This is a genomic window from Micromonospora sp. NBRC 110009 (genome assembly GCF_030518795.1).
GTDB lineage: Bacteria > Actinomycetota > Actinomycetes > Mycobacteriales > Micromonosporaceae > Micromonospora.
The window spans coordinates 752974-778019 of the sequence record NZ_CP130427.1; the positions used below are offsets into that span (position 1 = coordinate 752974).

A 25046-nucleotide genomic window follows, 5' to 3' on the forward strand; every position below is an offset into this window, starting at 1 on the left:
TTGCCGCGCGAACCCGTTCCGGGGCATCCTTGAGCCCGTGACCAGGCCCGATCGCGACGGGCCACCGCCGGGCGCTCGGCAACGCCCGGTCCGCGACGGCGCGTGGCGTCCACCTCTCTCTCACTGAAGTACGGCGGTTCGCCGTACCCCCGGACGCCCGCGCCGTCGCTCCTTCCCCAGGCCGCCTCAGGCGAACAGCAGCCCGGCCACCCAGAGCACGGCGATGACCAGCCCGGCCAGGAACTCGACCAGCATGGACAGTCCGGCCGCCTTGACCGCCTGCACGGTGGCCGGCCAGGCCAGCTGGTTGCTGCCCAGCCGCAGCCGTTCCGCGCCCCAGATCCCGCCGACGAAGCCGATCGGCAGGCCGACGACCGGGACGACGAAGAAGCCGACCAGGCCGAGCAGCCCGCCGGCCAGCAGGGACGAGGTGGGCACCCCGGTCCGTTTCAGGTTCCGCCCCGGCCAGGCGTACTTGACCACCGTGCCGCCGCCGGCGACCACGGTCGCCGCCGCGAGCACCGCCCAACGGCCCGGGCCGGCCCCGCCGAAGAGCGCCCACACCAGCACCCCGCCCCAGCACAGCGGCAGCGCCGGCAGCCCGGGCACCACCACCCCGGCCAGCCCGGCCAGGATCGCCAGCGCAGCCACCACCGAGACCACGGCCTGGGTGTCCGTCAAGCTCATGCCGCGGCCTCCCCGCCGGCCAGCCGGGCCCGGATCTGCTCGGCCGGCATCGGGGCGCCGAACCAGCGGCCCTGGCCGGTGTCGCAGCGCAGCGCGCGCAGCCGCTCGGCCTGCGCCTCCGTCTCCACCGCCTCGGCGGTCACCCACAGCTCCAGCGCGTGCGCCAGCCGGACCAGCGCGTCGACGATCCGCTCGTCCCGGTGGTCGGCGGCCACGTCGGTCCCGTCGGCCCGGATCCCCTCGACGAACGGGCCGGCCAGCTTCAGGCAGTGGATCGGCAGCCGGCGCAGGTACGCCAGGTTCGAGTAGCCGGTGCCGAAGTCGTCGATGGCCAGCCGTACGCCGAGGTCGGCGAGGCGCCGCAGGGAGCGTAGCGGCTCCCCCGCGGTGCCCATGACGGCGCTCTCGGTCAGCTCCAGTTGCAGCAGTGCGGCCGGGAGCCCGGTGTGCTGCAGCGCCTCGGCGACGGTCTCCACGATCGCCGGGTCGTCGGCCTGCCGGGCGGCCAGGTTGACGCTGACGACCAGCCGCGTGCCCGGGTACGCCCGCCGCCAGCCCTCCGCGTCCCGGCACGCCTGCTTGAGCACCCAGGCGCCGAGCCGGACGATCAGGCCGGTCTCCTCGGCCAGGCCGATGAACCGGTCCGGGCCGATCAGCCCCAACTCCGGGTGCTGCCAGCGGACCAGCGCCTCCACCGCCACCAGGGACCGGTCCAGCAGGGACACGATGGGCTGGTAGTGCAGCACGAACTCGCCCCGGTCCAGCGCGGCCGGCAGCCCCGCCGCCAGGGCGGACCGGGCGATGTCGGCGGCGCTGCGCTCCGGATCGTAGACGGCCCAGCGCCCCCGCCCCTCGGCCTTGGCCCAGTAGAGGGTGGTGTCGGCGGCCTTCATCAGCTCGGAGGCGCTGGTCTCCGCCGCCGGGCACTCCACGATGCCGATGCTGGCCGAGACGGCGAGCTGCTGGTCCCCGACGTTGACCGGGGCGGAGACCGCGGCGAGGGCCAGCTCGGCCAGCTCCACCGCGTCGTCGAGGCCGCCGTCGGAGTCGACCAGGATGACGAACTCGTCGCCGCCCATCCGGGCCACCAGGTGACCGCGGCCGGCCACGCAGTCGGCCAGCCGCCGGCCGATCACCTTGAGCAGCCGGTCGCCGAGGTCGTGGCCGAGGCTGTCGTTGATCGCCTTGAAGCCGTCCAGGTCGATGAAGCAGAGCCCGATCCGCTGCTCCGGGCCGGCCGTTTCGAAGATCTCCCCCAGCGTCTCGAAGAAGAGCGTCCGGTTGGGCAGGCCGGTGAGCGGGTCGTGCAGCGCCTGGAAGCGCAGCCGCTGCTGGAGTTCGTACCGCTCGGTGATGTCCTCGATCATCGCGACCGTGAACCGGGGACGGCCGTCGTCGTAGCGGATCAGCGAGACGGCCAGGTCGGTCCAGACCACACTGCCGTCCTTGCGGTGGTAGCGCTTCTCCACCCGGGCACTGTCGTGCTTGCCCCCGACCAGCTCCTGGTAGAGCTCCCACATCCCGGCCGCGTCGTCGGCGTGGAACAGCGCCCCGACATTCATCTCGCGCAGCTCCTCGATGCGGTAGCCGAGCATGTTCGCGAAGGACTGGTTGACGTCGATCATCCGGCCGTCGACGCCGGCGATGCCGATCCCGATCGCCGCACCCGTGAAGACGGCGCGGAACCGGGCCTCGCTGTCCCGCAGGGCCTGCTCGACCGCGTCCCGCGCCTGCCAGGCCGAGCGGGCGATCCGCTCCTGCTGGCTGAACGTGCGGTCGCGCAGCGCCCGGGCGAAGCCGGCGGCCAGCGCGCCCTGCATGGCGGCGATCCGCTCCCGCGCCTCGGGCAGCTCCGTGCGGACGGGCAGCACCCAGGGCAGGAACCGGTCACCGAGCGCCTGGATCGACCAGTCCAGCGCCCCCGGCTCGGTGAGGTGCGCCTCCACCAGGGCCTGCCCGACGTCCTCCGCCGCTTGCGCGGAGAACGTCGGGGCGACCAGGGCCTGACCCAGCCGTACGGTGTGCACGAGCAGGAGCCGCTCGGTCTCGGTCGCGCTGAGCGGCACGAATCCGATGCGGCGCACCGCCCGGGCCCACTCGGCGGCGTACGCCTGGGCGCCCGGCCGGCTGAAGCCGCCCCCGTCGGGGCCCGGGCCGTGCATGTCGGCTCAGCCGGCGGTCCGGTCGTACCGGGCGACGCCGCCGAACGCCCCGAACCGCTCGGGGTGGTCGTCCACGTCGGACGGCGAGTCGGGTCGCCACAGCGGCATGTGCACCACGCCCGGTTCGAGGAGGGTCCAGTCGCCGAAGTAGCCGGTGATCTCGGCCCGCGAGCGGAGGGTGATCTCGGTGGCGGTACGCGCCGACAGCCGCTGCGCGTCGAGCATCTCCTGCGGCTGGTCCTCGAAGGTCGAGTGCGAGATGACCAGGAAGCTGCCGGGCGCGGCGGCGGCCCGCAGGGTGGCCAGGATGTCGGCGGGCCGGTCCGCGTCGGGGATGAAGTGCACCACCCCGGCGAGCAGGATGCCCAGCGGCCGGTCGAAGTCGATCAGACGGCCGGCCCGGGCCTGGTCCAGGATCAGCTTCGGCTCGCGCAGGTCACCGTGGATGGCGGTGGCCCGGTCGTTGCCGGCGAGCAGTTCCCGGCTGTGCGCCACGGCGACCGGGTCGATGTCGACGTAGACGATCCGGGCCGCCGGGTTGGCCGCCTGGGCGACCTCGTGGACGTTGCCCACCGTCGGGATGCCCGAGCCGATGTCGAGAAACTGGTCGATGCCGGCGTCGAGCAGCACCCGCACGGCCCGGCGCAGGAACTCCCGGCCGGAGCGCATGGTGGCGGCCAGGTTCGGCGTCATGGCGGCGATCTGCTCGGCCAACTGCCGGTCGATCTCGAAGTTGTGCGCCCCGCCGAGGAAGTAGTCGTAGACCCGGGCCGCGCTCGGGCGGGTCAGGTCGATCTCGGCGGGAAGTCCGTCCGGCGTCTGCATCGCTCGATCCCCCAGGTCGTCGCCGCGGGACCCGGGCACCCCAGGCACCGGCCGAACCCGCGGCATGGTGTGGTCCACACCACTCTAAGCGGGGACATCCAGGTGTGGGACATCCACTTTCGACGGTTACCGCCGGCCGACGGACCGGCCGGACCCTCGACGGCCCGGCCGGACGGCGGTCGACGTGGCCTCAGGCGGCCGACTCCAGCAGCAGCGAGATGCCCTGCCCGACGCCGATGCACATGGTGGCGAGGGCCCGCCGGCCGCCCCGGCGGCGCAGCTCCAGCGCGGCGGTCAGCGCCAGCCGGGCACCGCTGGCGCCGAGCGGGTGGCCCAGCGCGATGGCCCCGCCGTTCGGGTTGACGTGCTCGGCGCCCTCGGGCAGCCCCAACTCGCGCAGCACCGCCACGGACTGGGCGGCGAACGCCTCGTTCAGCTCGATCACGTCGAGGTCGGCCAGGCCCAGGCCCTGCCGGTCGAGCAGCTTGCGGGTCGCCGGGACCGGCCCGATGCCCATGATCCGGGGCGGCACACCGGCCGCCGCCGCCCCGGTCACCCGGGCCAGCGGGGTGAGGCCGTACCGCTCGACGGCCGCCGCCGAGGCGACCAGCAGGGCCACCGCGCCGTCGTTGACGCCCGAGGAGTTGCCGGCGGTCACCGTGCCGCCTTCCCGGAACGGGGTGGGCAGCGCGGCGAGCTTCGCCAGGGCGGTCTCCCGGGGGTGCTCGTCGGTGTCGACCAGCTTCGTCTCCCGCTTGCCGGCCGGCACGGTCACCGGCACGATCTCCTCGGCCAGCCGGCCGTCGGCCTGCGCCTTGGCGGCCCGCTGCTGGGAGCGGAGGGCGAACTCGTCCTGCGCGGCGCGGTCGACGCCGTACTCGGCGGCCACGTTCTCCGCCGTCTCCGGCATCGAGTCGATGCCCCAGCCCCGCTTCATCAGCGGGTTCACCAGCCGCCAGCCGATGGTGGTGTCGTAGACCTCGGCGGTGCGGGCGAACGCGGTGGTGGCCTTCGGCATGACGAAGGGCGCCCGGCTCATGCTCTCCACCCCGCCGGCGACCACCAGGTCGGCCTCCCCGGCGGCGATGGACCGGGCGGCGGTGGCGAGGGCGTCCAGGCCGGAGCCGCAGAGCCGGTTGACCGTGCTGCCGGGGACCTCCTCGGGCAGCCCGCCGAGCAGCGCCGCCATCCGGGCCACGTTGCGGTTGTCCTCGCCGGCCTGGTTGGCGCAGCCCAGGATCACGTCGTCGGTGCGGGCCCAGTCCACCGAGGGGTGGCGGGCGACCAGCTCACGGATCACGTGGGCGGCCAGGTCGTCGGGGCGTACCCCGGCGAGGGCGCCGGCGTACCGGCCGATCGGGGTGCGGACTCCGGCAACGAGGTAGGCCACGGTCATGGTGCGGCGTCCTTCGGGGGTGGAAGGGGCTGGCGGCGGGTCGCCCGCCGGGTCACGGGGGCGCCCGGCGCCAGGATATCCGCGCCCGGAACGGGTTAGGTTGGCGGCATGGCCCGGGCCCAGTTCAGCGCAGAGAGCACCCGCAGCGGTCAGTTCGTCCGCCAGCCCAACCGGTTCACCGGTCGGGTCACCCCGCACTCGACCTCCCCGGAGGGCGGCGGCCCCGACGACCAGGACCGCTGGCCGCTGGAGGCCGGCCGGTACCGGTTGATCTGGTGCCGGGCCTGCCCGTGGGCGCACCGGGCCCGGATCGTCCGCGGCCTGCTCGGCCTGGACGACGTCATCTCGCTGGGCACCGTCGACCCGATCCGGGACGAGCGGGGCTGGCGGTTCTCCCTCGACGCGGACGGCTTCGACCCGGTGCTCGGGATCGGTTTCCTCTCCGACGCGTACCTGGCCACCGACCCGGACTACACCGGCCGGGTGACCGTGCCGGCCCTGGTCGACACGCTCACCGGCCGGGTGGTCACCAACGACTACCCGCAGCTCACCCTGGACTTCTCCACCGAGTGGCGGCGGTTCCACAAGCCGGACGCGCCGGACCTGTACCCGGTCGAGTTGCGCCCGGAACTGGACGCGCTGATGGCCGAGATCCACCGGGACGTCAACAACGGCGTCTACCGGTGCGGCTTCGCCACCTCCCAGGAGGCGTACGACGAGGCGTACACGGCGGTCTTCGCCCGGCTGGACGCGCTGTCGGAGCGGCTGGCCGGGCGGCGCTACCTGATGGGCGACTCGATCACCGAGGCCGACGTGCGGCTCTTCACCACCCTGGTCCGCTTCGACGTGGCCTACCACGGGCACTTCAAGTGCAACCGGCAGAAGCTCACCGAGATGCCGGTGCTCTGGGCGTACGCCCGGGACCTGTTCCAGACCCCGGGCTTCGGCGAGACGGTGGACTTCGACCACATCAAGCGGCACTACTACGCCACCCACGAGATGATCAACCCGACCCGGATCGTGCCGCTCGGTCCGGACCTGCACGGCTGGACCACGCCGCACGGGCGTGGCTGATCCGGGCGTCGCCCGGGCCGCCGCCGCGGCCGCGGCGGCCGGCTGCGTGGTGGCCGGGGTGGTCGCGGTGACGATCGCCGTGGTCGCCGGTCCCGGTCCGGGCCTGACCGGGTACGTCAGCGAGGCCGGCGTCACCGACAGCGGGTACGCCAGGGCGTACCGGATCGGGGTGTTCGCCCTGGCGGCGGCGCTGCTGCTGCTCGCCGCGGCGCTGCCCCCGGCGCTGCGGACCGCGGCCGCGCTGCTCGTGGCCGGCGCCGCCGGCACGGCGCTCTCCGGCACGGTGACCTGCTCCACCGGCTGCCCGCTGCCGCCGTTCGAGGCCGCCACGCTGGCCGACCTGGTGCACGGCGGCGCGAGCATCGCGGCCACCGCCGCGGTGGTCTTCGCCATGCTGGCGCTGGTCCTCAGCCCGCCGGCGGGCCGGGCGCTGCGCCGGGTCGCCGGGGTGGGCGCGGCCCTGGCGCTGCCGCTGTCCGGGGCGGTCGGGCTGGCCATGCTGCTGGCCGGGCGTGGCGGCCTTGTCGGGGTGCTGGAGCGGCTGCTGCTCGCGGTGGCCGCCGCCTGGGGGCTGGCCACCGCCGCGGTGCTGGGCCTGGCGCACCGGCGCGCCATCGTGACAAACGGATCACCGGACCGCGAACCGCCCCTGTAAGGATCGTCACGCCTACCGCTCCTTCCAGCTGGGAGCCGGCTGGGAGTAGCGTCGGCAGGCGATGACCAACGTCTGGCACCTCACCGAGCGCCTGTACGTCGACCTCCGACGGCAGGCCAGCGGCGTCTGTCCGGCGCAGCCCCTCTCCTGACGCTGCCCCGTTCACCCCACCAGACCTTGGACGCATTCTCATGGCTTCCGCCTTGCGCAAGATCCCCTTTTCCGTGCAGATCCTGCTCGGCCTCGTGCTCGGCGTGGCGCTCGGCTTCCTCGCCCGCGCCAACGACCTCGCCTGGCTGACCAGCACCCTCGACACCGTCGGCCACCTCTTCGTCCAGCTGCTCAAGCTGGCCGTGCCGCCGCTGGTCTTCACCGCCATCGTGGTCAGCGTGGTCAGCCTGCGCGGCGTGACCAACGCCGCCCGGCTGGCCCTCAAGACGCTGCTCTGGTTCGGCATCACCGCGCTGATCGCGGTGAGCCTCGGCATCGGCCTCGGCCTGCTCACCGACCCCGGCAAGGGCGTCACGCTCGACCTGGCCGGCGCCGCCGCGCCCAAGAAGACCGGCTCCTGGACCGACTTCCTGACCGGCATCGTGCCGACCAACCCGGTCGGCGCGTTCGTCGAGGGGAACGTCCTCCAGATCGTCTTCCTCGCCCTCGTGGTGGGCGCCGCCGCGCTGCTCATCGGTGAGGCCGCCGAGCCGTTCGTGACGCTCAACCGCTCGGTGCTGGCCATCGTGCAGAAGGCGCTCTGGTGGGTCATCCGGCTCGCCCCGATCGGCACCCTCGGCCTGATCGGCAACGCCGTCGCCTCGTACGGCTGGGACCTGCTGGCCCCGCTCGCCAAGTTCACCACCGCCGTGTATGTCGGCTGCGCGATCGTGCTCTTCGTCGTGTACCCGGTGCTGCTGGTGGCCGCCGGCCGGCTCAACCCGCTGCGCTTCTTCGCCGGCGCCTGGCCCGCCATCGAGCTGGCCTTCGTCTCCCGCTCCTCGGTGGGCACCATGCCGGTGACCCAGCGCTCGGTCGAGCGCCTCGGCGTCCCCCGCGAGTACGCCTCCTTCGCGGTGCCGTTCGGCGCCACCACGAAGATGGACGGCTGCGCCGCGATCTACCCGGCCCTGGCGGCGATCTTCGTGGCGCAGGTCTTCGGGGTGCACCTGGGCGTCGCCGACTACCTGCTGATCGCCTTCGTCTCGGTGGTCGGCTCGGCCGCCACCGCCGGCCTGACCGGCGCGATCGTCATGCTCACCCTGACCCTCAGCACGCTGGGCCTGCCGCTGGCCGGCGCCGGCCTGCTGCTGGCGATCGACCCGATCCTCGACATGATCCGGACCGCCACCAACGTGGCCGGCCAGGTGCTCGTGCCGACCATCGTGGCCGCCCGCGAGGGCACCCTCGACCGGACCGCGTACGACTCGGCCGGCAAGCGGGACCTCATCGAGGCCGACAAGGCCGACCGCCCGGCGGAGCGGCTGGCTCCGGTACCCGCCTGATCATCAGTTCACCTCCGGGGGGAGGGCTTCGGCCCTCCCCCCGCCGCATGTTGAAGGATGACGACATGAGTGCTTTGTTCACCCCGCTCGCCCTGCGCGGCGTCACCCTGCCCAACCGGGTCGCCATGGCAGCGATGTGCCAGTACAGCGCCGGCCCGGACGGCCTGCCCACCGACTGGCACCGGGTCCACCTCGGCTCCCGCGCGGTCGGCGGAGCCGGGCTGATCATCACCGAGGCCACCGCGGTGGTCCCCGAGGGCCGGATCACCCCGCAGGACGTCGGCATCTGGTCGGACGCGCACGTCGAGGCGTGGCGGCCGATCACCGCGTTCGTCGCCGCCCAGGGCGCGGTGCCGGCGGTGCAGCTCGCGCACGCCGGGTTCAAGGCGTCGACCTACCGGCCGTGGGCCGAGCACCGGGGCGGCGTGCCGGACGCCGAGGGCGGCTGGACGCCGGTCGCCCCCGGCAGCGAGTCGTTCCTGCCCGACTACCGGCAGCCGGCCGCGCTCGACGAGGCGGGGATCGCTGCCGTGGTCGAGGCGTTCGCCGTCGCCGCGCGGCGGGCGCTGGACGCCGGCTTCGCCGCGGTGGAGATCCACGCCGCGCACGGCTACCTGCTGCACGAGTTCCTCTCCCCGCTGACCAACCACCGCACCGACGGTTACGGCGGCGACCGGGCCGGACGGATGCGGCTCACCCTGGAGGTGGCCCGGGCGGTCCGCGCCGCGGTCGGCGAGTCGGTGCCGGTGCTGACCCGCATCTCCGCCACCGACTGGGTCGACGGCGGCTGGACCGTCGACGACAGCGTGGTGCTCGCCGGCGAGCTGGCCGCCGCCGGGGTGGACCTGGTCGACACCTCCTCCGGCGGCGCCTCCGCCGCGGCGAGCGTCCCGGTCGGCCCGGGCTACCAGGTGCCGCTGGCCGCCCGGATCCGCCGGGACGCGGGCGTGCCGACCGGCGCGGTGGGCCTGATCGTCGAGCCGGAGCAGGCCGAGCAGATCGTCGCCGGCGGCGAGGCGGACCTGGTCCTGCTCGGCCGCGAGCTGCTCCGCGACCCCTACTGGGCCCGCCGCGCCGCCGCCAAACTCGGCGCCACCCCCGCCTGGCCCCACCAGTACACCCGCGCCTTCTGACCCGACCCAGCTCGGCGATGTGGCGGTATCCCCGCTTCGGGATACCGCCACGTCGCACATCTGGAGCCGGTCACCCCGCCAGGTGACCCCAGCGGGCTTCCAGGTCGCGCCACCGCCCCTGGGCCGCCACCGTCCCGTCGACCAGCACCACCACGTGGTCCGCCCGGACCAGCGCGGCCCGCTTGGCGGTCGAGCCGACCACGGTCACCCCGTGCTCGCGCAACGCCGCCCAGAGCGCCAGCTCCGTGGTGACGTCCAGGGCGGACGACACGTCGTCGGCGACCAGCAGCTCGGTACGCGGCGCCAGGGCCCGGGCCAGCGCCAGGCGCTGGAGCTGACCGCCGGAGAGGCGGGTGCCCTTGTGCCCGATGAGCAGTCCGAGCCCACCGCCGGCGGCGGCCAGGTCGTGGTCGAGCTGGGCGGTGGTCACCGCGTCGGCGGCGTCCACCTGGTGCCCGAGCGCGATGTTGTCGGCCACCGTGCCGGAGAGCACCCGGGGCAGCTGCCCCACGTACCCCACCTGGTTGGGGCGGAGGAACAGCTCCGGCTCGGTGACCGGCTCGCCGTTCCAGCGCAGCGTCCCGGTGTGGTGCACGATCCCGGCCAGGGCCCGCAGCAGCGACGACTTGCCGGACCCGACCGGGCCGACCACCAGCACCAGCTGCCCGCGCTCGACGGTCAGGTCGACGTCCCGGGCGGCCAGGATGCCGTCCGAGTGCAGCGCGCCGAACCCGGCCAGCTCCAGCCGGCGCAGCGGGTGCCGCGGCGGCGGCTCCGGCGCGGGCGCCGTCCCGGCGGCCAGGTCCACCTGCGGCACCGCCGCGGAGTACGCCGCGACCCCGGTCATCGCCACCGTCCGCCGGGTCCACACCCGGGCCGACGGGTAGTTCGACACCAGGGACGCGGTGGTCCAGGCGAACCAGCGGGCCGCGCCGAGCGTGGAGACCGCCACCAGCGTGGCCCCGGCGGAGAGCCCGCCGGCCAGGTACAGCCCCCACGCCGCGATCGGCAGCAGGCCGCTGGCCAGTGACGGGGTGGACCGGGCCCACACCTGCATGGCGATCTCCCGGCGCTGCCGGTCGCTGCGCACGGTGTCCAGCGCCGCGAGATGGTGCAGCACCGGGCCGGTGGCACCGGCGAGCTTGACCGTACGGGCGGCGGAGAGCGAGGAGACCAGCGCGGTGGCGAACGCCGCCCGGGCCTTGACCGTGCCGCGGGCGCTACGTTCCAGCCGGGGCGCGAACAGGGTCGCCGCCAGCCCGGAGACCACCATCGTGCCGAGGAAGAACAGCGCCGGTACGAAGCTGCCGGTCACCGCGGTCATGGTGATCAGGATGGCCAACGAGATGAACTGGTCCATCAGGTTGTCGGCGAGCTGCACCACCCGCTCGGTGTCGCCACCCTGCGCCACCACCTCGGCCGGGGTGTGCCCGCTGACCCGGCGTGCCCCGGTCTGGCCGTGCACCAGGCGGGCGCTGATCCGCAGCATCTGCCGGATCCACCACTGCGGGAACCACAGGTTGGTCAGGTACGGCAGCGGCAGCACGACGAGCAGCGCGGCCACGATGCCCAGCGCCGGCAGCCACGGGTCTCCCCCAGCGACCACCTCGGCCCAGAGCCAGGGCAGCACCGCGCCGTCCAGCCCGAGCAGGGTCAGCACGATGAACAGCCCGACGGAGATCAGACCGTACCGCGGGTCGTTGGTGCCCAGCCGCAGGATCTCCCGCAGCGTCCGCGCGGCCGGCGCGGCGGGCAGCGGCGGCGGGTCGGTGCGCGGCACGGCGACCTGCCGCGGGTCGGTGGCCGGCGCCGCCGGCTCCGCCGGCTCGTCGTCCCACCCGTCGTCCGGGCCGTCCAGCAGCTCCACCCCGCCCCGCCGGCCGCCCGCACCGGCGTACGCGCTGGCGCGGCTGGTCGCGAGCAGCTCGGCGAAGCGGGCCGACTCCCGCAGCGGCCCGGCCTCCAGCACCGCGCCGTCGCCCATCACCACCACGTCGTCGCAGCGGCGCACCGAGGAGAGCCGGTGCGCGATGACGATGCCGATCCGGTCGGTGAGCAGGCGCTCGGTGGCCTGGCGGACCCGGGCCTCGGTGACCGGGTCGAGCCGGGCGGTGGCCTCGTCGAGGATCACCACGCGCGGGTCCCGAACGAGGATCCGGGCGAACGCCACGAGCTGTTCCTGCCCGGCGGAGAGGACGTGCCCGCCCTCGCCCAGCTTGGTGTGCACCCCGTCCGGGAGTTCCGCGATCCAGCCGGCGAGGCCCAGCTCCTCCAGCGCCCGGGTGGCGTCGTCGAGCAGGGCCGGGTCGAAGAGCGCGACGTTCTCGGCGAGGGTGCCGGCCAGGATCTCGGTGCGCTGCGGCACCACCGCGATCCACCGGCGCAGCGCCTCGACATCCAGGTCGACCAGGTCGGTGTCGCCGAGGAAGACCGTGCCGCGCGGCACGTCCACGGCCCGGGTGAGCACCTTGGCCAGGGTCGACTTGCCCGAGCCGGTCCGCCCGACCAGGGCGTACGACCGGCCCCGGGCGAAGGTGAGCCGGACGTCGCGCAGCGCCGGTCCACGCTCGTCCCCGGCGGCCGGGTAGCGGAAGGTGAGCCCGCGCACGATCAGGTCGCCGTCGACCGGGGTGGCACCGCCGGCCGGTTCCTGCCGCGCGGCGGAGAGCAGCTGCACCCGGGCCCAGGCGCCGAGCGCGTACTGCAGGTGCGGCACCCAGCGGGCGATGTGCTCGACGGTCGCGCCGAAGGCGAGCGCGAGCAACCAGATCGCGGTGAGCCGGGCGCCGTCCACCCGGTCGGTGGCGAGCGCCCAGGCCCCGGCGAGGACCACGGCGGCGATGCCGGCCCGGATGGCGCCCGCCGCGATGGCGGTGACCCGGGCGGACATCCGGAAGACCCGGCCGCCCCGGGCGATCACCTCGGCGGCCCGCCGGGCGTAGAGCCGCAGCACGTACGGCCGGGCCAGGCTGGTCCGCACGTCGTCCTGGCCGTGCACCGCCTCCTCCATCACGGCGGCGAGGTCGGACCAGGCCTCCTCCTCCATCATCCGGGCCGGGGCGATCCGGGCGGTGGGGCGGCGCAGCAGCACCGCGAGCAGCGCGGTCAGCAGGATCATCCCGACGCCGGCGGGCCACCAGACGATCAGTGCGCTGACCGTGGCGAGCAGGCAGACGGCGAGCCCCTGGACGAGGCGTACGCCGGTGTTCCGCATCTCGGAGGCGACCTGGTAGACGTCGTTGTCGATCCGGTCGAGCAGCTCGCCGACCGGGGTGGTCTCCAGGGTGGGCAGGTCCTGCCCGAGCGCCACCCGGCAGAGCCGGCGGCGTACGTCGGCGGACCAGTCGGCGGTGAGGCGGGCCATCACCAGCCCGATCACCAGGTCGGTGACGACCGCGGCGACCAGCGCCGCGGCCAGGACGGCGAACCAGCCGACCGAGCGGTGCACCAGCACCGGCCCGGCCAGCGCCGACGCGGCCGCCTGGCCGCCGGCACCGAGCACGATGAGCAGTCCGACGACCGCCATCCGACGGGGTGCGGTGGCCCAGAGATCGCGGAGCAGGCGCATGGAAAGTCCTCCGGACTCGGGTCGGTGGGGGCGGTGTCCCCAGCCTCACCCGGCCGGCCCTGGCCGCTCAAACGAATTACCGCGACGGCATCACGTCTGGGCGACCCGGCGGACGATGCCGAGCAGCGCCTCCTGCACGTCCTCGATGGGCCGGTCGGGCTGGAAGACCAGCCAGTCCACCGCCACCACCAGGCCCACGCCGAACAGCGCCGAGCTGGCCGTCCGCACGTCCAGGTCGGCGGGGAGGTCGCCGCTGGCCACGCCGGCCCGTACGGTCTCGGCGATCACCTCGATCGCCTCCCCGCGCAGCAGCCGCAGGGTCTGCTGCCACTCCCGGTTGGTCCGCCACATCTCGGAGAGCAGCAGCTGGGCGAAGGCCCGGTAGCGGCGGATGTACTCCAGCTCGGCGCGGACCAGCGCGGCGAGCGCCTCGCGGGGCGGCAGCCCGTCGACCGCGGCCCGGAAGTCGGCGGTGAGCAGGCCGATGCCGTGGCGCAGCAGCTCCTCGAAGAGGACCGTCTTGGACTCGAAGTTGTAGTAGACGGTCCCCTTCGCCACCCCGGCCCGGGCCGCGATGTCGTCCACGGTGGTGGCGGAGAAGCCCTGCTCGGCGATGAGTTCCACCGCCGCCACGAAGAGGCGCTGGCGGGTGTCCTCCCGCCGCCGCGACCGTCCGTCCGCCACTCGCCCTCCCCGTCGACCCGTCCGGTACGGGCCGCCGCTGCGACCCGTGCCCGGGGCCGGCGGCACCACCGTACGGCCCATCAGCATCCTCACATGGTCAGTTCGGGGTGCAGCTTGGCCGGGGTGAGCCGGCGGGACCGGCGCGCCGCGCCGACGGTCAGCACCATCGCGCCCACTCCGAACGCGACCAGCAGCAGGGCGCCGGTGACCACCGGCGCGGCGGGTCCGCCGTTGATCGTGTGCCGCAGGCCGGCCACCACGTACGTCATCGGCAGCCAGGGGTGGATCGCCTGGAAGAAGCCGGGTGACGTCTGCACCGGGTAGGTGCCGCCGGAGGAGGTGAGCTGGAGCATCAGCAGGGCCAGCGCGGCCAGCCGGCCGGCCGGGCCGAGCGCCACGCCGAGCAGCTGCATGATCGCGGTGAACGCGAGCGAGGTCAGCGCGAGCAGCCCGAACGTCGCCACCGGGTGCGTCGGGTCGAGGCCGAGCGCCAGGGTGACCACGGTGAAGAGCACGGTGACCTGGGCCAGCCCGATAGCGGCGGCGGGCAGCCAGCCGGCGAGGGCGACCCGCCAGCCGGGCGCGTCGGACATCACGTGTCGCCGGTTGACCGGCCGCAGCAGCATGTACGTGATCATCGCGCCGACCCAGAGAGCGAGGGCCAGGAAGTAGGGGGCGAAGCCCACCCCGTACGAGCCGGCGGGGTGGTGCGCGGTGCGGATCAGGCCGACCGGGTCGCCGAGGACGTCGGCGCGGCTCTTCGCGTCGTGGTAGCCGGGCAGCTTCCGCTCGCCGGCCGCGAGCCCGTCGGCGAGGTCGCCGGCACCGCCCTCCAGCTTGGTGAGCCCGTCGGCGAGACGGTCACTGCCGTTGCTGAGCTGGGCGAGGCCGCCGTCGAGCTGCCGGGCGCCGGTGGCGAGCCGGTAGAGGCCGCCGCTGAGCTGGTCGGCGCCGTCGGCCGCACTGCCGAGTCCGTCGCGGAGCTTGGCGCTGCCCTGGGCAAGGGTGTCGAGGCCGTCGGCGAGCTGGTCGACCTTGGCCCGGGCGGCGGCGATGTCGTCGGCCAGGTGCGGCGCGGCGGCGGCGACCTCCCGGGCGGTCTGCGCCACCTCGGTCAGCTGCTTCTTCAGCGCGGCCAGGTCGCTCTGGTCGAGCGCGGACGCCATCGCCCGAGCCGTGGTGACCGCCTGGTCGGCGGCCTTGCGGGCGGCGGCGAAGTTCGGGTCGTCGGCCAGCTCGGGGTGGTCCTTCGCCACCGCGTCGAGGCGGTCGCGGACCTCCACGGCCAGCCCCACCACCTCGTCGGCCTTGGCCGGCAGCGCGTCGAGGCCGTCCGCGAGGCTCTGCGCGCCCTCGGCGACCAGGTTGGCGGCCCGCTCGAGGTCGTCGGCGTGCTTGCGCAGCAGCGGCTCGTACGTGTCGGCGGCGGCGTCCACCTTGGCCGCGGCGGCCCTGGTCTCGGTGGCGGCCCGGTTGGTGCCGTCGGCGAGCTGCGCCGCGCCGGTGTAGAGCTGGTCGAGGCCGCTGGCGAGCTGGTCCGCGCCCCGCGCGGACTTGTCGAGGCCGCCGGCGAGCTGCCCGGCGCCGTCCTCGGCGGTGCCCAGCCCGTCGGCGATCTTCCCGGCGCCCGCCTGGGACGTGCCGAGCCCGTCGTGGAGCTTGCCGGCCCCGTCGGCGGCCCTACCGGTTTCGGCCTTGGCGTCGGTGAAGCCGATCAGCATCCTGTCGAAGTACGACGCGGCCGTGCTCTCCGCGGCGGCGGCCCGGATCTCGCTGAACGCGGAGCGGGCGAGCAGGCCGGAGAGGTAGTTGGTGGCGTCGTCGTTGACCACCTTCAGCTCGCCCTGGCGGGCCGGCCGGTCCGGCTCCGGGCTCGCCACCAGGGTGGCGGAGAAGTCCGCCGGGATGGCGAAGACCAGGTGGTAGCGGCCGTCGCGCAACCCCGCGGTGGCGTCGGTCTGGTCGGTGACGGTCCAGCCGAAGACCTTCCGGTCGAGCAGCTCCTCGGTCAGGTCCTGGCCGGCGTGCACCTCGCTGCCGTCGCCGGCCCGGGCCGGCCGGTCGGCGTTCACCAACGCCACCGGGATCCGGTCGAGGTTCCCGTACGGGTCCCAGAAGGCGTAGAGGTAGAGGGCGCCGTAGAGCAGCGGGATGACGGTGAGGACGGCCAGCGCGGCGCGCGGCAGCCGGCCCCGGGTCATCCGGCGCAGCTCGAAGAGCGCGAGCCGAACGACACTCATGCGATCACCTCGGGGGTGGGGTCCGGGTCCGCCGCGGCGCGCGGCGCGACCAGGGCGGGGGTGGGGAGGGACGGGTCGCCGATCCGGTGCACGAGCGCGGTGCCGCCCGGCTCGGCGGCGCGGGCGCTGGCGATCACGGCGTAGCCCTGGTCGGCGAGGCGGGCCAGGGCGGACCAGATCCACTCCCGTTCGGGGGCGTCGGAGCCGGCGTCCACGTCGTCGGCGACGATCAGGCTCGGGCCGCTCAGGCTGGCCAGCACCAGGCCGAGCACCTGCCGCTCGACGGGAGTGAGGTCCCGGCCGTACCGGTCGGGGTCGAGCGGGGCGTCGGTGAGGCCGGCGCCGGCGATGGCGGCGGCGAAGGCGTCGCGGCGGTACGCCCGCCGGGCGCGGACCGCGGCGACCGGAACGAGCTGCCGCCGGCGGCGCGGCACCGGCCCGAGCAGCAGCAGCCGCTCCTGGATGTGCTCGGCGACGGTCAGCGTCGGGTCGGGCTCGTGCACCCCGGCCACCTGGCCGAGCGCGGCGGGTCCCCGGCGGCGCAGCTCGCCGTCGGTGTGCGGGAAGCGCCCGGCCAGGGCGAGCAGCAGCGAGGTGCGGCCGCTGCCGGGCGGCCCGGTGACGGTGTGCAGCTCGCCCGCCTCGGCGGTGAGGTCCACGTCCCGGTACACCCAGCCGCGCCGGGTCCGCAGACCGAGCCCGCTGGCCTCGATGATCTTCATCGCTCCGTCCCGGCTTCTAGACTGACTGGTCAGTACAAAAACATTGTCAGCATAGCGCCGGCTGTCCGGTTCGACGCAATCGACGGCGGCGTGATCCCGGCCATGCCGCCGGGGGCGGGCTCAGAACAGCACGGTGGCGAGCGTGCCCACCGGGCGGAAGCCGCAGCGCTCGTAGACCCGCCGGGCGGGCAGGTTGAAGTCGTTGACGTAGAGGCTGACGGTCGGGGCGACCCGGGCGAGGGCGTCGCGCACCACCGCCGCCATCGCCGCGGTGGCGATCCCCCGGCCACGCCACTCGGGTGCCACCCAGACGCCCTGCACCTGGGCGGTCCGCCGGGTCACCACGGCCAGCTCGGCCTTGAAGACCACCTTGCCGTCCACGAACCGGGCGTAGGCGCGGCCGGCGCGGACCAGGTCGCCCACCCGCCGCCGGTAGCCGCGCCCGCCGTCCTCGGCCAGCGGCGACACCCCGACCTCCTCGGTGTACATCGCCACCGCCGCCGGGAAGAGCTGCTCGATCTCAGCGGTCCGCACCCGGCGCACCTCCGGGTCGGGCGCCACCGCGGGTGGGGCGTCCGTGGCCAGCAGCGGCTGGTTGGGGCGTACGTCCCGGGCCGGCCCCCAGTGCGCGGCGAGGCGGTCCCAGAGCCCTAGCACCGCGTCGGCCCGGCCCACGATCGAGGAGCAGAGCCGCTCCTCGGTGCTCAACTGCTCGGCGAACGCGGCCACCGCCGGCGCCGAGGCGAGCACCGGGGTCAGGTTGCCGCCCAGCCAGCAGATCGACTCCAGGTTGCGCCGCGTGCCGTAGCCCAGGATCCGCCCCTCGGCCCGCCACCAGGCCAGCCCTCGGGCGGCCACCCGCTCGGCGACCTGCGCGCCCGCGTACGGGTCGAGGTCGAGCAGCCGTTCGACCGCACGGCGCTCCGACTCCCCGACTTGGCGTACCGGCACCGTGAGCACGGATACCAGCCTGCCAGATCCACCCCCGCCCGCGCGGGTCGACCTGAGGACCGCGCCCGACCGGTCACCGAGTGGCGACTCAGCCGACCGGAACCGGCTCACCGGCCGGCTCGGCCGGGCGGGTCCGCGCCGCCCAGCCGACCACCGGCGGGACCAGCGCGCCGAGGAGCAGGAACAGCCCGCCGAGCAGCAGCCAGCCCGGTACGCCCCAGCCGACCGCCAGCGTGGTCACCACCACCGGGGCCACCATCGAGCCGAGCTGCATGCCCATCCCGTACGCGCCCTGGTACTGCCCCTGCGCGTGGGCCGGGGCGAGGCCGAACGAGATGCCCCAGCCGGCCGCCGCGTGCCACAGCTCCCCCACCACGTGCACCAGTGCCCCGCCGAGCAGCAGCGGCACCGCGACCGCGGTGGGTACGCCCCCGCTGAGCGCGAACAGCACGCAGGCGGCGGCGATGACCAGGCCGGCCCGGCGGGCGGCCCGACCGGCGCCGACCAGTTCCTCGGTGCCCCGCGAGGCGCGCACCTGGAAGAGCACCACCACCACGGTGTTCACCAGCAGGCAGGCGGAGATCAGCCAGCGCGGCGCGCTGGTATGCCCGGCGATCCACAGCGGCAGGGCGATGTTGATCAGGCCGAAGTGCATCGACATCAGTCCGTCGAGCACGGTGAAGGCCAGGAACGGGCGGTCCCGCAGGGCGATCAGCCGCGGCCCGTGCGTCGGCGCCGGGACCGGCGGCACGGCCGGCAGCCGGAGCAGCACCGCCGCAGCCACCAGGTAGGTGGCGCAGTCGAGCAGGATCAGCGACACGTACGCGGCCCGGGTGTCGGCGGCCAGGGCGAAACCGGCCAGCACCGTGCCGAGCGAGATCCCGACGTTGGTGACGGCGCGCAGGTAGGCCCGGGTGCGTACCCGCTGGTCCGGGGGGACCGCGCCGGCGATCAGCGCGCCCCGGGCGCCTCGGGTGGCCGAGTCGGCGACCGCCATCAGCACCCCGACCAGCAGGAAGCCGGCGAAGGAGCGGACGGCCACCAGGGCGGCGGTGAATCCGGCGGAGGCGAGCAGCGCGGCGATCTGGAGGCCGCGCGGGCCGAGCCGGTCGGCCAGGTAACCCATTGGCGTGCTGGCCACCAGGCTCACCAGCGCGGTGACGGTGAGGGCGACGCCGACCTGGGCCACGGTGAGCCCGACCGAGCGGGTGAGGAAGAGCGCGCTGGCGGTGAGCCAGGTGCCCCGGCCGACGGTGTTGATCAGGGTGGAGAGGGCGAGGGTCCGGGACGGGCCCGGTTCGGGAAGCAGGCGCACGCCGACACTCTAGCAAGACGTACGTACGGTTTGCGGACCCGTCCCACACTTTGACTTGTCGGCGATGCATTGCCGATATATCGTTGATGCATCAGTGATAGGACGAACAAGGGAGAGCCCGATGGGTTTCCACCGCCGGATGCATGCCATGCACGACGAGATGCGGATGCGGGGCTTCGGCTTTCCGCCCGTACCCCCGGGGCCGCCGCCGTTCCCGCCCGGACCGCACGGTCACGGCCACGGCCGGGGTGGTCGGGGCCGCGGGCGCGGCCGCCGCCCCAACGTGCGCGGCGCCGTGCTGGCCCTGCTCACCGAGCGGCCGATGCACGGCTACGAGATGATCCAGGAGATCGACTCCCGGACCGGCGGGGCCTGGCGGCCCAGCCCCGGATCGATCTACCCGACTCTGCAACTGCTGGAGGACGAGGGCGTCATCACCGCGGCCGCCGACTCCGACGGCGGGCGTAAGCGGTTCACCCTCACCGAGCAGGGGCAGGCCGAGGCGGCGGAGGCGGCGCAGACCCCGCCCTGGGCGGAGTTCGCCGAGAAGACCGTCAACAGCTGGCACGACATCCGGGACGCCGGCCAGCAGGCCATGCACGCGCTGCGCCAGGTGATGATGACCGGCACCGACGACCAGCGGGAGCGGGCCGCCCAGGTGCTCGACGAGACCCGGCGCAAGCTCTACGCCATCCTCGCCGAATCCGAGTGAGCCGGCAGGCCCGTGCGCCGGTGGGGTGGACTCGGGACCGCCACCCCGCCGGCGCGCGGTCAGCCCCGCCGGCGCGCGGTCAGCAGCAGGTACTCCCAGCGCATCACGCCGTCGGCCGCGGTGTGCCGACGGGCCAGTTCGGCGAGGTCCCGGTCCAGGGCGGCGACCCGCTCGGGCTCCCCGGCGATCGCCCGGTACACCGCGACCGTCGGCCCGTAGTGGGCCTTGAAGTAGTCGCGGAACTCCTCCGGTGCCGCGAACCGGTCCACGGTGACGGCCCGGCGGTGCGTGACGACGTCGGTCACCCGGTCGCCGAGCAGGGCGCGGACGTGCTCCTCGCGGCCCCAGAGCGGTGGCGGCTGCGCGCCGGGCGGCGGCGCCGGCGAGTACGGCTTCATCGTCGCGAACAGCTGCCCGACGAACCCCTCGGGCGTCCAGTTGGCCAGGCCGATCGTGCCGCCCGGCCGGCAGACCCGGACCAGTTCGTCGGCGGCGGCCTGATGCCGGGGCGCGAACATCACCCCCACACAGGACAGCACCCGGTCGAACTCGCCGTCGGCGTACGGGAGCGCCTCGGCGTCGGCCTCCTGCCAGTCCAGCCGGGCGCCGCGCTCGGCGGCCAGCGCCCGCCCGATCTCCAGCAGCTCCGGGGTCAGGTCGCTGGCCACCACGTCCGCCCCGGCCAGGGCCGCCGGGATGGCCGCGTTGCCGGTGCCGGCGGCCACATCCAGCACCCGCTCGCCCGGGCCGACGCCGGCCTCCCGCACCAGGGTCGCCCCCAGTTCCGGGATGACCTCCGCGGCGACCGCGGCGTAGCTGCCGAGGGCCCACACCTGCCGGTGCCGGGCCTTCACCGCCCGGTCCGGTTCCATCGAGTCGATCATGACTGCTCCTCTGCCTCGTGCCTGGTTCGGACGCTAGGCAGCGGGGCGGCGGCAACCTAGTACGAGATCTGTACCGGACCCGACAGGCTCCTGGTCCGGCCTGCTCCGGCGGCGTAGCGTGCCGCCCATGGGGGCCACCTACCACCAGTTCTGCCCCGTCGCGAAGGCCATGGAACTGCTCGACGAGCGCTGGACGCTGCTGGTCGTCCGGGAGCTGGTGAGCGGCTCCGAGCGCTTCAACGAGCTGCGCCGGGGCTTGCCGCGGATGTCGCCCACCCTGCTGTCCCGGCGGCTGCACCAGCTCGTCCGGGCCGGCGTCGTGGAGCGGCAGGTCGACGGCGCCGACGTGCGGTACGTGCCGACCCGGGCCGGCCGGGAGCTGCGCCCGGTGCTCGAGGCGCTCGGCGCGTGGGGGATCCGCTGGATCGGTGAGCTGGGCGACGCGGACCTGGACCCGAAGCTGCTGCTGTGGGACATGCACCGCCACGTCGACCACAGCGCCGTCCCGGCCGGCCGGACGGTGGTCCAGTTCCGCTTCCGTAACGTGCCGGCCGACGTGCGTGACTGGTGGCTCGTCATCCACACCGGCGAGGCTGACGTCTGCGACGTGGACCCGGGCCACGCCGTCACGGTGACGGTGCACGCCGACCTGCGCGCCCTGGTACGGGTCTGGCTGGGCGACCTGAGCTGGCCGGACGCGCTGCGCGGCGGCGCGGTGGAGGTGACCGGCCCGGAGGCGCTGCGCCGGGCGCTGCCCCGGTGGTTCACCCTCTCCGACTTCGCCGCCGTACCGAGGCCGACGGCGACGGCCTGACCCGGAACGACGCGTGCGGCCGCCCCGGTGGGGGACGGCCGCACGTCGTGGCGGATCCGGGGTCAGTGCACGGTAACCGTGGCGCCCGGCACTAGGTCGCGCAGCTCCTCGGGGATCTCGGCGCCCATCTCGTCGGCCAGCCGGAGCGCCTCCTCGATCAGCGTCTCCACGATCTGGCCCTCCGGGACGGTCTTGATGACCTGGCCCTTGACGAAGATCTGGCCCTTGCCGTTGCCGGAGGCCACGCCGAGGTCGGCCTCGCGGGCCTCGCCCGGGCCGTTCACCACGCAGCCCATGACCGCCACGCGCAGCGGCACCGGCAGCCCCTCCAGGCCCGCGGTGACCTCCTCGGCCAGCTTGTAGACGTCGACCTGGGCGCGACCGCAGGACGGGCAGGAGACGATCTCCAGGCCCCGCTCGCGCAGGCCCAGCGACTCCAGGATGGCGGCGCCGACCTTGATCTCCTCCACCGGCGGGGCGGAGAGCGAGACCCGGATGGTGTCGCCGATCCCCTCGGCCAGCAGCGCGCCGAACGCCACCGCCGACTTGATGGTGCCCTGGAACGCCGGCCCGGCCTCGGTGACGCCCAGGTGCAGCGGGTAGTCGCACTTCTCGGCGAGCTGCCGGTAGGCCCGGATCATCACCACCGGGTCGTTGTGCTTCACCGAGATCTTGATGTCCCGGAAGCCGTGCTCCTCGAAGAGCGAGCACTCCCAGAGCGCCGACTCGACCAGCGCCTCGGCGGTGGCCTTGCCGTACTTGGCGAGCAGCCGCTTGTCCAGCGAGCCGGCGTTCACCCCGATCCGGATCGGCACGCCCGCGTCGCCGGCGGCCTTGGCGATCTCCTTGACCTTGTCGTCGAACTGCCGGATGTTGCCCGGGTTCACCCGGACCGCAGCGCAACCGGCGTCGATCGCGGCGAAGACGTACTTCGGCTGGAAGTGGATGTCGGCGATCACCGGGATCTGCGACTTCTTCGCGATCGCCGGCAGCGCCTCGACGTCGTCCTGGGACGGCACTGCCACCCGGACGATCTGGCAGCCGGAAGCGGTGAGCTCGGCGATCTGCTGGAGCGTGGCGTTGACGTCGGCGGTCAGGGTGGTGGTCATCGACTGGACCGAGACCGGGGCACCCCCGCCGACCGGCACCGAGCCGACCATGATCTGGCGGCTGGCCCGACGCGGGGCGAGCGGCGGCGGCGGTACGGGGGGCATACCGAGACTGACAGCGGTCACTTCAGGCACTCACCTTGAGAAGAGCGTGATCGGGTTGACGACGTCCGCGGTGACGGTCAGCAGCGTGAACGCGCCACCGATCAGGATCACCGCGTACGTGATGGGCATGAGCTTGAGGTAGTCGACGCGGCCCGGGTCGGGGCGGCCGATCCGGGCGTAGAGCCAGGAGCGGGTCCGCTCGAACCAGGCGATGGCGATGTGCCCACCGTCCAGCGGCAGCAGCGGCAGCAGGTTGAACACGCCGATGAAGAAGTTCAGCGAGACGAAGAGCATGAAGAAGCCGTACCAGGCGTCGTTCGCCACGAACTCGCCGCCGAGCCGGCTGGCCCCGACCACGCTGATCGGGGTGTCCATGTCCCGCTCGCCGCCGGTGATCGCGTTCCACAGGGCGGGCACCTTCTGCGGGATGCGCTGCATGGCGTGCGCCGTCTGCACGGCCATGGTGCCGGTGAAGTCGGCGGTGGCGCCGACCGCGGCGACCGGGCCGTACTCGATCCGGGCCGGGGTGCTGGGCTGGAGCGCGACGCCGAGCGCGGCGACCGACGAGGTGGCGCCCTTCGGGTCACCCAGCGGCGGGCGCTGCACGGCGGCGAGGTCGACGGTGGCGGTGGCCGGCTTGCCGTCGCGGACGTACTCGACGGTCGCCGTGCCGGGCTTGGTGGCGCGGACCACGTCGAGCATCTGCCCCCAGGTGGAGATCGGCTTGCCGTTGACGGCGGTGATCCGGTCGCCGTCCTTCAACTGGGCCTGGCCGGCCGGGCTGGCCGGGTCGCCGGCCTGGCAGGCGCGGTTGGCGTTCTCCACCACCACGCACGGGGCGAGGGCGATCACCGCGGGCTCGGCCTTGAAGGCCGCCTCGGTGGTCGGGGCCTTGGGGTTGGGCAGGCCGACCGAGACCGCCATGACCCAGAGCGCACCCAGGGCCAGGGCGAAGTGGGTGATGGAGCCGGCGGACATCACGATGGTCCGCTTCCACACCGGGTAGCGCCACATGGCTCGCGGCTCGTCGGCGGGGTCGACGTCGTCGTCCTGCGGGGTCATCCCGACGATCTTGCAGAAACCGCCGAGCGGGATGCCCTTGACGCCGTACTCGGTCTCGCCCCGCCGGAACGACCACAGCGTCGGGCCGAACCCGACGAAGTAGCGGGTGACCTTCATCCCGAAGGCCTTGGCGGTGAGCATGTGCCCCGCCTCGTGCAGGCTGACCGAGACGAGGATGAACACGGCGAAGAGCGCCACCCCGAGCAGGTTTGCCATCAGGCTCCTTCCCCCGACCCGACGATGATCTCCTGGGCATGCGCCCGTGCCCACGACTCAGCGGCGAGCACGTCCTCGACGGTACCTGGTTCGGCGAAGTCGGGAGCGTCCTCCAGGACGCGCTGGAGGGTGTCGACGATGCCGAGGAAGGGCAGCCGCCCGGCGACGAACGCGGCCACGCACTCCTCGTTCGCCGCGTTGTAGATCGCCGGCCGGCACCGCCCCGCCTCGCCGGCCGCCTTGGCCAGGGCGACCGCCGGGAAGGCCGCGTCGTCGAGCGGGAAGAACTCCCAGGTGTGGGCCTTCGTCCAGTCCACCGCGGCGGCGGCCCCGGGCACCCGGTCGGGCCAACCGAGGCCGAGCGCGATGGGCAGCCGCATGTCCGGCGGGCTGGCCTGGGCGAGGGTGGAGCCGTCGGTGAACTCGACCATCGAGTGGATCACCGACTGCGGGTGGACCATCACCTCGATGTCCGCGTACGGGACGTCGAAAAGCTCGTGCGCCTCGATCACCTCCAGGGCCTTGTTGACCATAGTGGCGGAGTTGATCGTGACGACGGGGCCCATGTTCCAGGTGGGGTGGGCCAGCGCCTGCTCCGGCGTGACCTGCGTCAACTCGTCCCGCCGCCGGCCCCGGAACGGCCCGCCGCTCGCGGTGACCACCAGGCGGCGCACCTCGCCCCGGCTGCCGCCGCGCAGGCACTGCGCCAGCGCCGAGTGCTCCGAGTCAACGGGAACGATCTGCCCCGGCCGTCGCACCGCGGCCTTCACCAGGGGGCCGCCGGCCACCAGCGACTCCTTGTTGGCCAGGGCGAGGGTACGGCCGGCGCGCAGCGCGGCCAGGGTCGGCGCCAGCCCGAGCGAGCCGACCACCCCGTTGAGCACCACGTCACAGGGCCATCCGGCCAGCTCGGTCATCGCGTCCGGCCCGGCCACGATCTTGGGCAGCTTGAAGTCGCCGGTGGCCCAGCCCCGCCGGCTCGCCTCGGCGTAGAACGCGAGCTGGAGGTCCTGGGCGGCGGACGCCTTCGCCACGCCGACCACCTCGACGCCCAGCTCCAGGGCCTGGGCGGCGAGCAGCGTCACGTTGCCGCCGCCGGCCCCGAGGGCCACCACCCGGAACCGGTCGGGGTTGCGCTTGACGATGTCGATGGCCTGGGTACCGATCGAGCCGGTCGAGCCGAGCAGGACGAGTTCGCGGGGAGACGTCACCCGGCCATTCTTCCCCAGCGCTCCT

At 74.3% G+C, this 25046-nt stretch carries 20 protein-coding genes; 6 read left to right on the forward strand and 14 right to left on the reverse strand.

Translation table 11 applies throughout. The annotated features are described in order from the left end of the window. Positions 1-186: 186 nt before the first annotated feature. The 4 genes from Q2K19_RS03475 to pcaF all read right to left on the reverse strand — a co-directional run bounded on the left by Q2K19_RS03475 (position 187) and on the right by pcaF (position 5070). On the reverse strand, positions 187-687 hold the full coding sequence (locus Q2K19_RS03475; protein ID WP_302767619.1) for a DUF456 domain-containing protein: 501 nt from the start codon (positions 685-687) through the stop codon (positions 187-189). Next, positions 684-2849, reverse strand: a complete 2166-nt coding sequence (locus Q2K19_RS03480) for a putative bifunctional diguanylate cyclase/phosphodiesterase (RefSeq protein ID WP_302767621.1) — start codon at positions 2847-2849, stop codon at positions 684-686. Before Q2K19_RS03480 ends, Q2K19_RS03475 begins: the two co-directional genes overlap by 4 nt. A gap of 6 nt (positions 2850-2855) precedes the next feature. Further along, on the reverse strand, positions 2856-3674 hold the full coding sequence (locus Q2K19_RS03485) for an SAM-dependent methyltransferase (protein WP_302767623.1): 819 nt from the start codon (positions 3672-3674) through the stop codon (positions 2856-2858). 190 nt (positions 3675-3864) lie between these two features. Next, complete coding sequence (gene pcaF, locus Q2K19_RS03490; RefSeq protein ID WP_302767625.1) at positions 3865-5070, reverse strand: 3-oxoadipyl-CoA thiolase; 1206 nt, start codon at positions 5068-5070, stop codon at positions 3865-3867. A gap of 108 nt (positions 5071-5178) precedes the next feature. Between pcaF and Q2K19_RS03495 the strand changes: the two genes are divergently transcribed. The 4 genes from Q2K19_RS03495 to Q2K19_RS03510 all read left to right on the forward strand — a co-directional run bounded on the left by Q2K19_RS03495 (position 5179) and on the right by Q2K19_RS03510 (position 9428). After that, on the forward strand, positions 5179-6144 hold the full coding sequence (locus Q2K19_RS03495; RefSeq protein ID WP_302767626.1) for a glutathione S-transferase family protein: 966 nt from the start codon (positions 5179-5181) through the stop codon (positions 6142-6144). Next, entirely contained in the window at positions 6137-6799 is a 663-nt protein-coding gene (locus Q2K19_RS03500; protein ID WP_302767627.1) for a DUF998 domain-containing protein, read from the forward strand. Before Q2K19_RS03495 ends, Q2K19_RS03500 begins: the two co-directional genes overlap by 8 nt. A 203-nt stretch (positions 6800-7002) precedes the next feature. Further along, a complete protein-coding gene (locus Q2K19_RS03505; protein ID WP_302772250.1) occupies positions 7003-8295 on the forward strand; it encodes a dicarboxylate/amino acid:cation symporter in 1293 nt (430 codons plus the stop codon). A 65-nt stretch (positions 8296-8360) separates the two neighbouring features. Then, positions 8361-9428 carry an NADH:flavin oxidoreductase/NADH oxidase gene (locus tag Q2K19_RS03510; protein ID WP_302767630.1) on the forward strand — a complete coding sequence of 356 codons (1068 nt, stop codon included), beginning with the start codon at positions 8361-8363 and terminating at the stop codon, positions 9426-9428. 70 nt (positions 9429-9498) lie between these two features. Here the strand turns inward: Q2K19_RS03510 and Q2K19_RS03515 are convergent, their stop codons facing one another. The 6 genes from Q2K19_RS03515 to Q2K19_RS03540 all read right to left on the reverse strand — a co-directional run bounded on the left by Q2K19_RS03515 (position 9499) and on the right by Q2K19_RS03540 (position 18908). After that, complete coding sequence (locus Q2K19_RS03515) at positions 9499-12996, reverse strand: ABC transporter ATP-binding protein (protein WP_302767632.1); 3498 nt, start codon at positions 12994-12996, stop codon at positions 9499-9501. Between the two features lie 90 nt (positions 12997-13086). Next, on the reverse strand, positions 13087-13680 hold the full coding sequence (locus Q2K19_RS03520) for a TetR/AcrR family transcriptional regulator (protein WP_302767634.1): 594 nt from the start codon (positions 13678-13680) through the stop codon (positions 13087-13089). A gap of 89 nt (positions 13681-13769) precedes the next feature. Then, positions 13770-15920 (reverse strand): YhgE/Pip domain-containing protein, encoded by a 2151-nt coding sequence (locus Q2K19_RS03525; protein ID WP_302767635.1) that lies wholly within the window; start codon positions 15918-15920, stop codon positions 13770-13772. Then, positions 15917-16642: an ATP-binding cassette domain-containing protein gene (locus tag Q2K19_RS03530; RefSeq protein WP_302767637.1), complete on the reverse strand. Its 726-nt coding sequence runs from the start codon at positions 16640-16642 to the stop codon at positions 15917-15919. Before Q2K19_RS03530 ends, Q2K19_RS03525 begins: the two co-directional genes overlap by 4 nt. Positions 16643-16762: 120 nt before the next feature. Beyond that, the gene (locus Q2K19_RS03535; RefSeq protein ID WP_302767639.1) at positions 16763-17602 is read right to left on the reverse strand and encodes a GNAT family N-acetyltransferase; all 840 of its coding nucleotides are present in this window, start codon (positions 17600-17602) and stop codon (positions 16763-16765) included. Positions 17603-17681: 79 nt separating this feature from the next. Beyond that, positions 17682-18908, reverse strand: a complete 1227-nt coding sequence (locus Q2K19_RS03540; protein ID WP_302767641.1) for an MFS transporter — start codon at positions 18906-18908, stop codon at positions 17682-17684. Positions 18909-19029: 121 nt separating this feature from the next. On the opposite strand from Q2K19_RS03540, the gene Q2K19_RS03545 reads away from it, so the two are divergent. Further along, positions 19030-19620 (forward strand): PadR family transcriptional regulator, encoded by a 591-nt coding sequence (locus Q2K19_RS03545; RefSeq protein ID WP_302767643.1) that lies wholly within the window; start codon positions 19030-19032, stop codon positions 19618-19620. A 59-nt stretch (positions 19621-19679) separates the two neighbouring features. Here the strand turns inward: Q2K19_RS03545 and Q2K19_RS03550 are convergent, their stop codons facing one another. Next, positions 19680-20504 (reverse strand): class I SAM-dependent methyltransferase, encoded by an 825-nt coding sequence (locus tag Q2K19_RS03550; protein WP_302767646.1) that lies wholly within the window; start codon positions 20502-20504, stop codon positions 19680-19682. A gap of 127 nt (positions 20505-20631) precedes the next feature. On the opposite strand from Q2K19_RS03550, the gene Q2K19_RS03555 reads away from it, so the two are divergent. Then, positions 20632-21318, forward strand: coding sequence for a winged helix-turn-helix transcriptional regulator (locus Q2K19_RS03555; RefSeq protein ID WP_302767648.1), 687 nt, complete (start codon positions 20632-20634; stop codon positions 21316-21318). Between the two features lie 62 nt (positions 21319-21380). On the opposite strand, the gene ispG is transcribed toward Q2K19_RS03555, so the two are convergent. Genes ispG through dxr form a run of 3 tightly spaced genes read right to left on the reverse strand, consistent with a single transcriptional unit; the run spans position 21381 to position 25021 of the window. Beyond that, positions 21381-22553, reverse strand: a complete 1173-nt coding sequence (ispG, locus tag Q2K19_RS03560; RefSeq protein ID WP_302767651.1) for a flavodoxin-dependent (E)-4-hydroxy-3-methylbut-2-enyl-diphosphate synthase — start codon at positions 22551-22553, stop codon at positions 21381-21383. Between the two features lie 9 nt (positions 22554-22562). Further along, positions 22563-23810, reverse strand: coding sequence for a M50 family metallopeptidase (locus Q2K19_RS03565; protein ID WP_302767654.1), 1248 nt, complete (start codon positions 23808-23810; stop codon positions 22563-22565). Next, complete coding sequence (gene dxr / locus Q2K19_RS03570) at positions 23810-25021, reverse strand: 1-deoxy-D-xylulose-5-phosphate reductoisomerase (protein WP_302767656.1); 1212 nt, start codon at positions 25019-25021, stop codon at positions 23810-23812. Before dxr ends, Q2K19_RS03565 begins: the two co-directional genes overlap by 1 nt. Between the last annotated feature and the right edge of the window lie 25 nt (positions 25022-25046).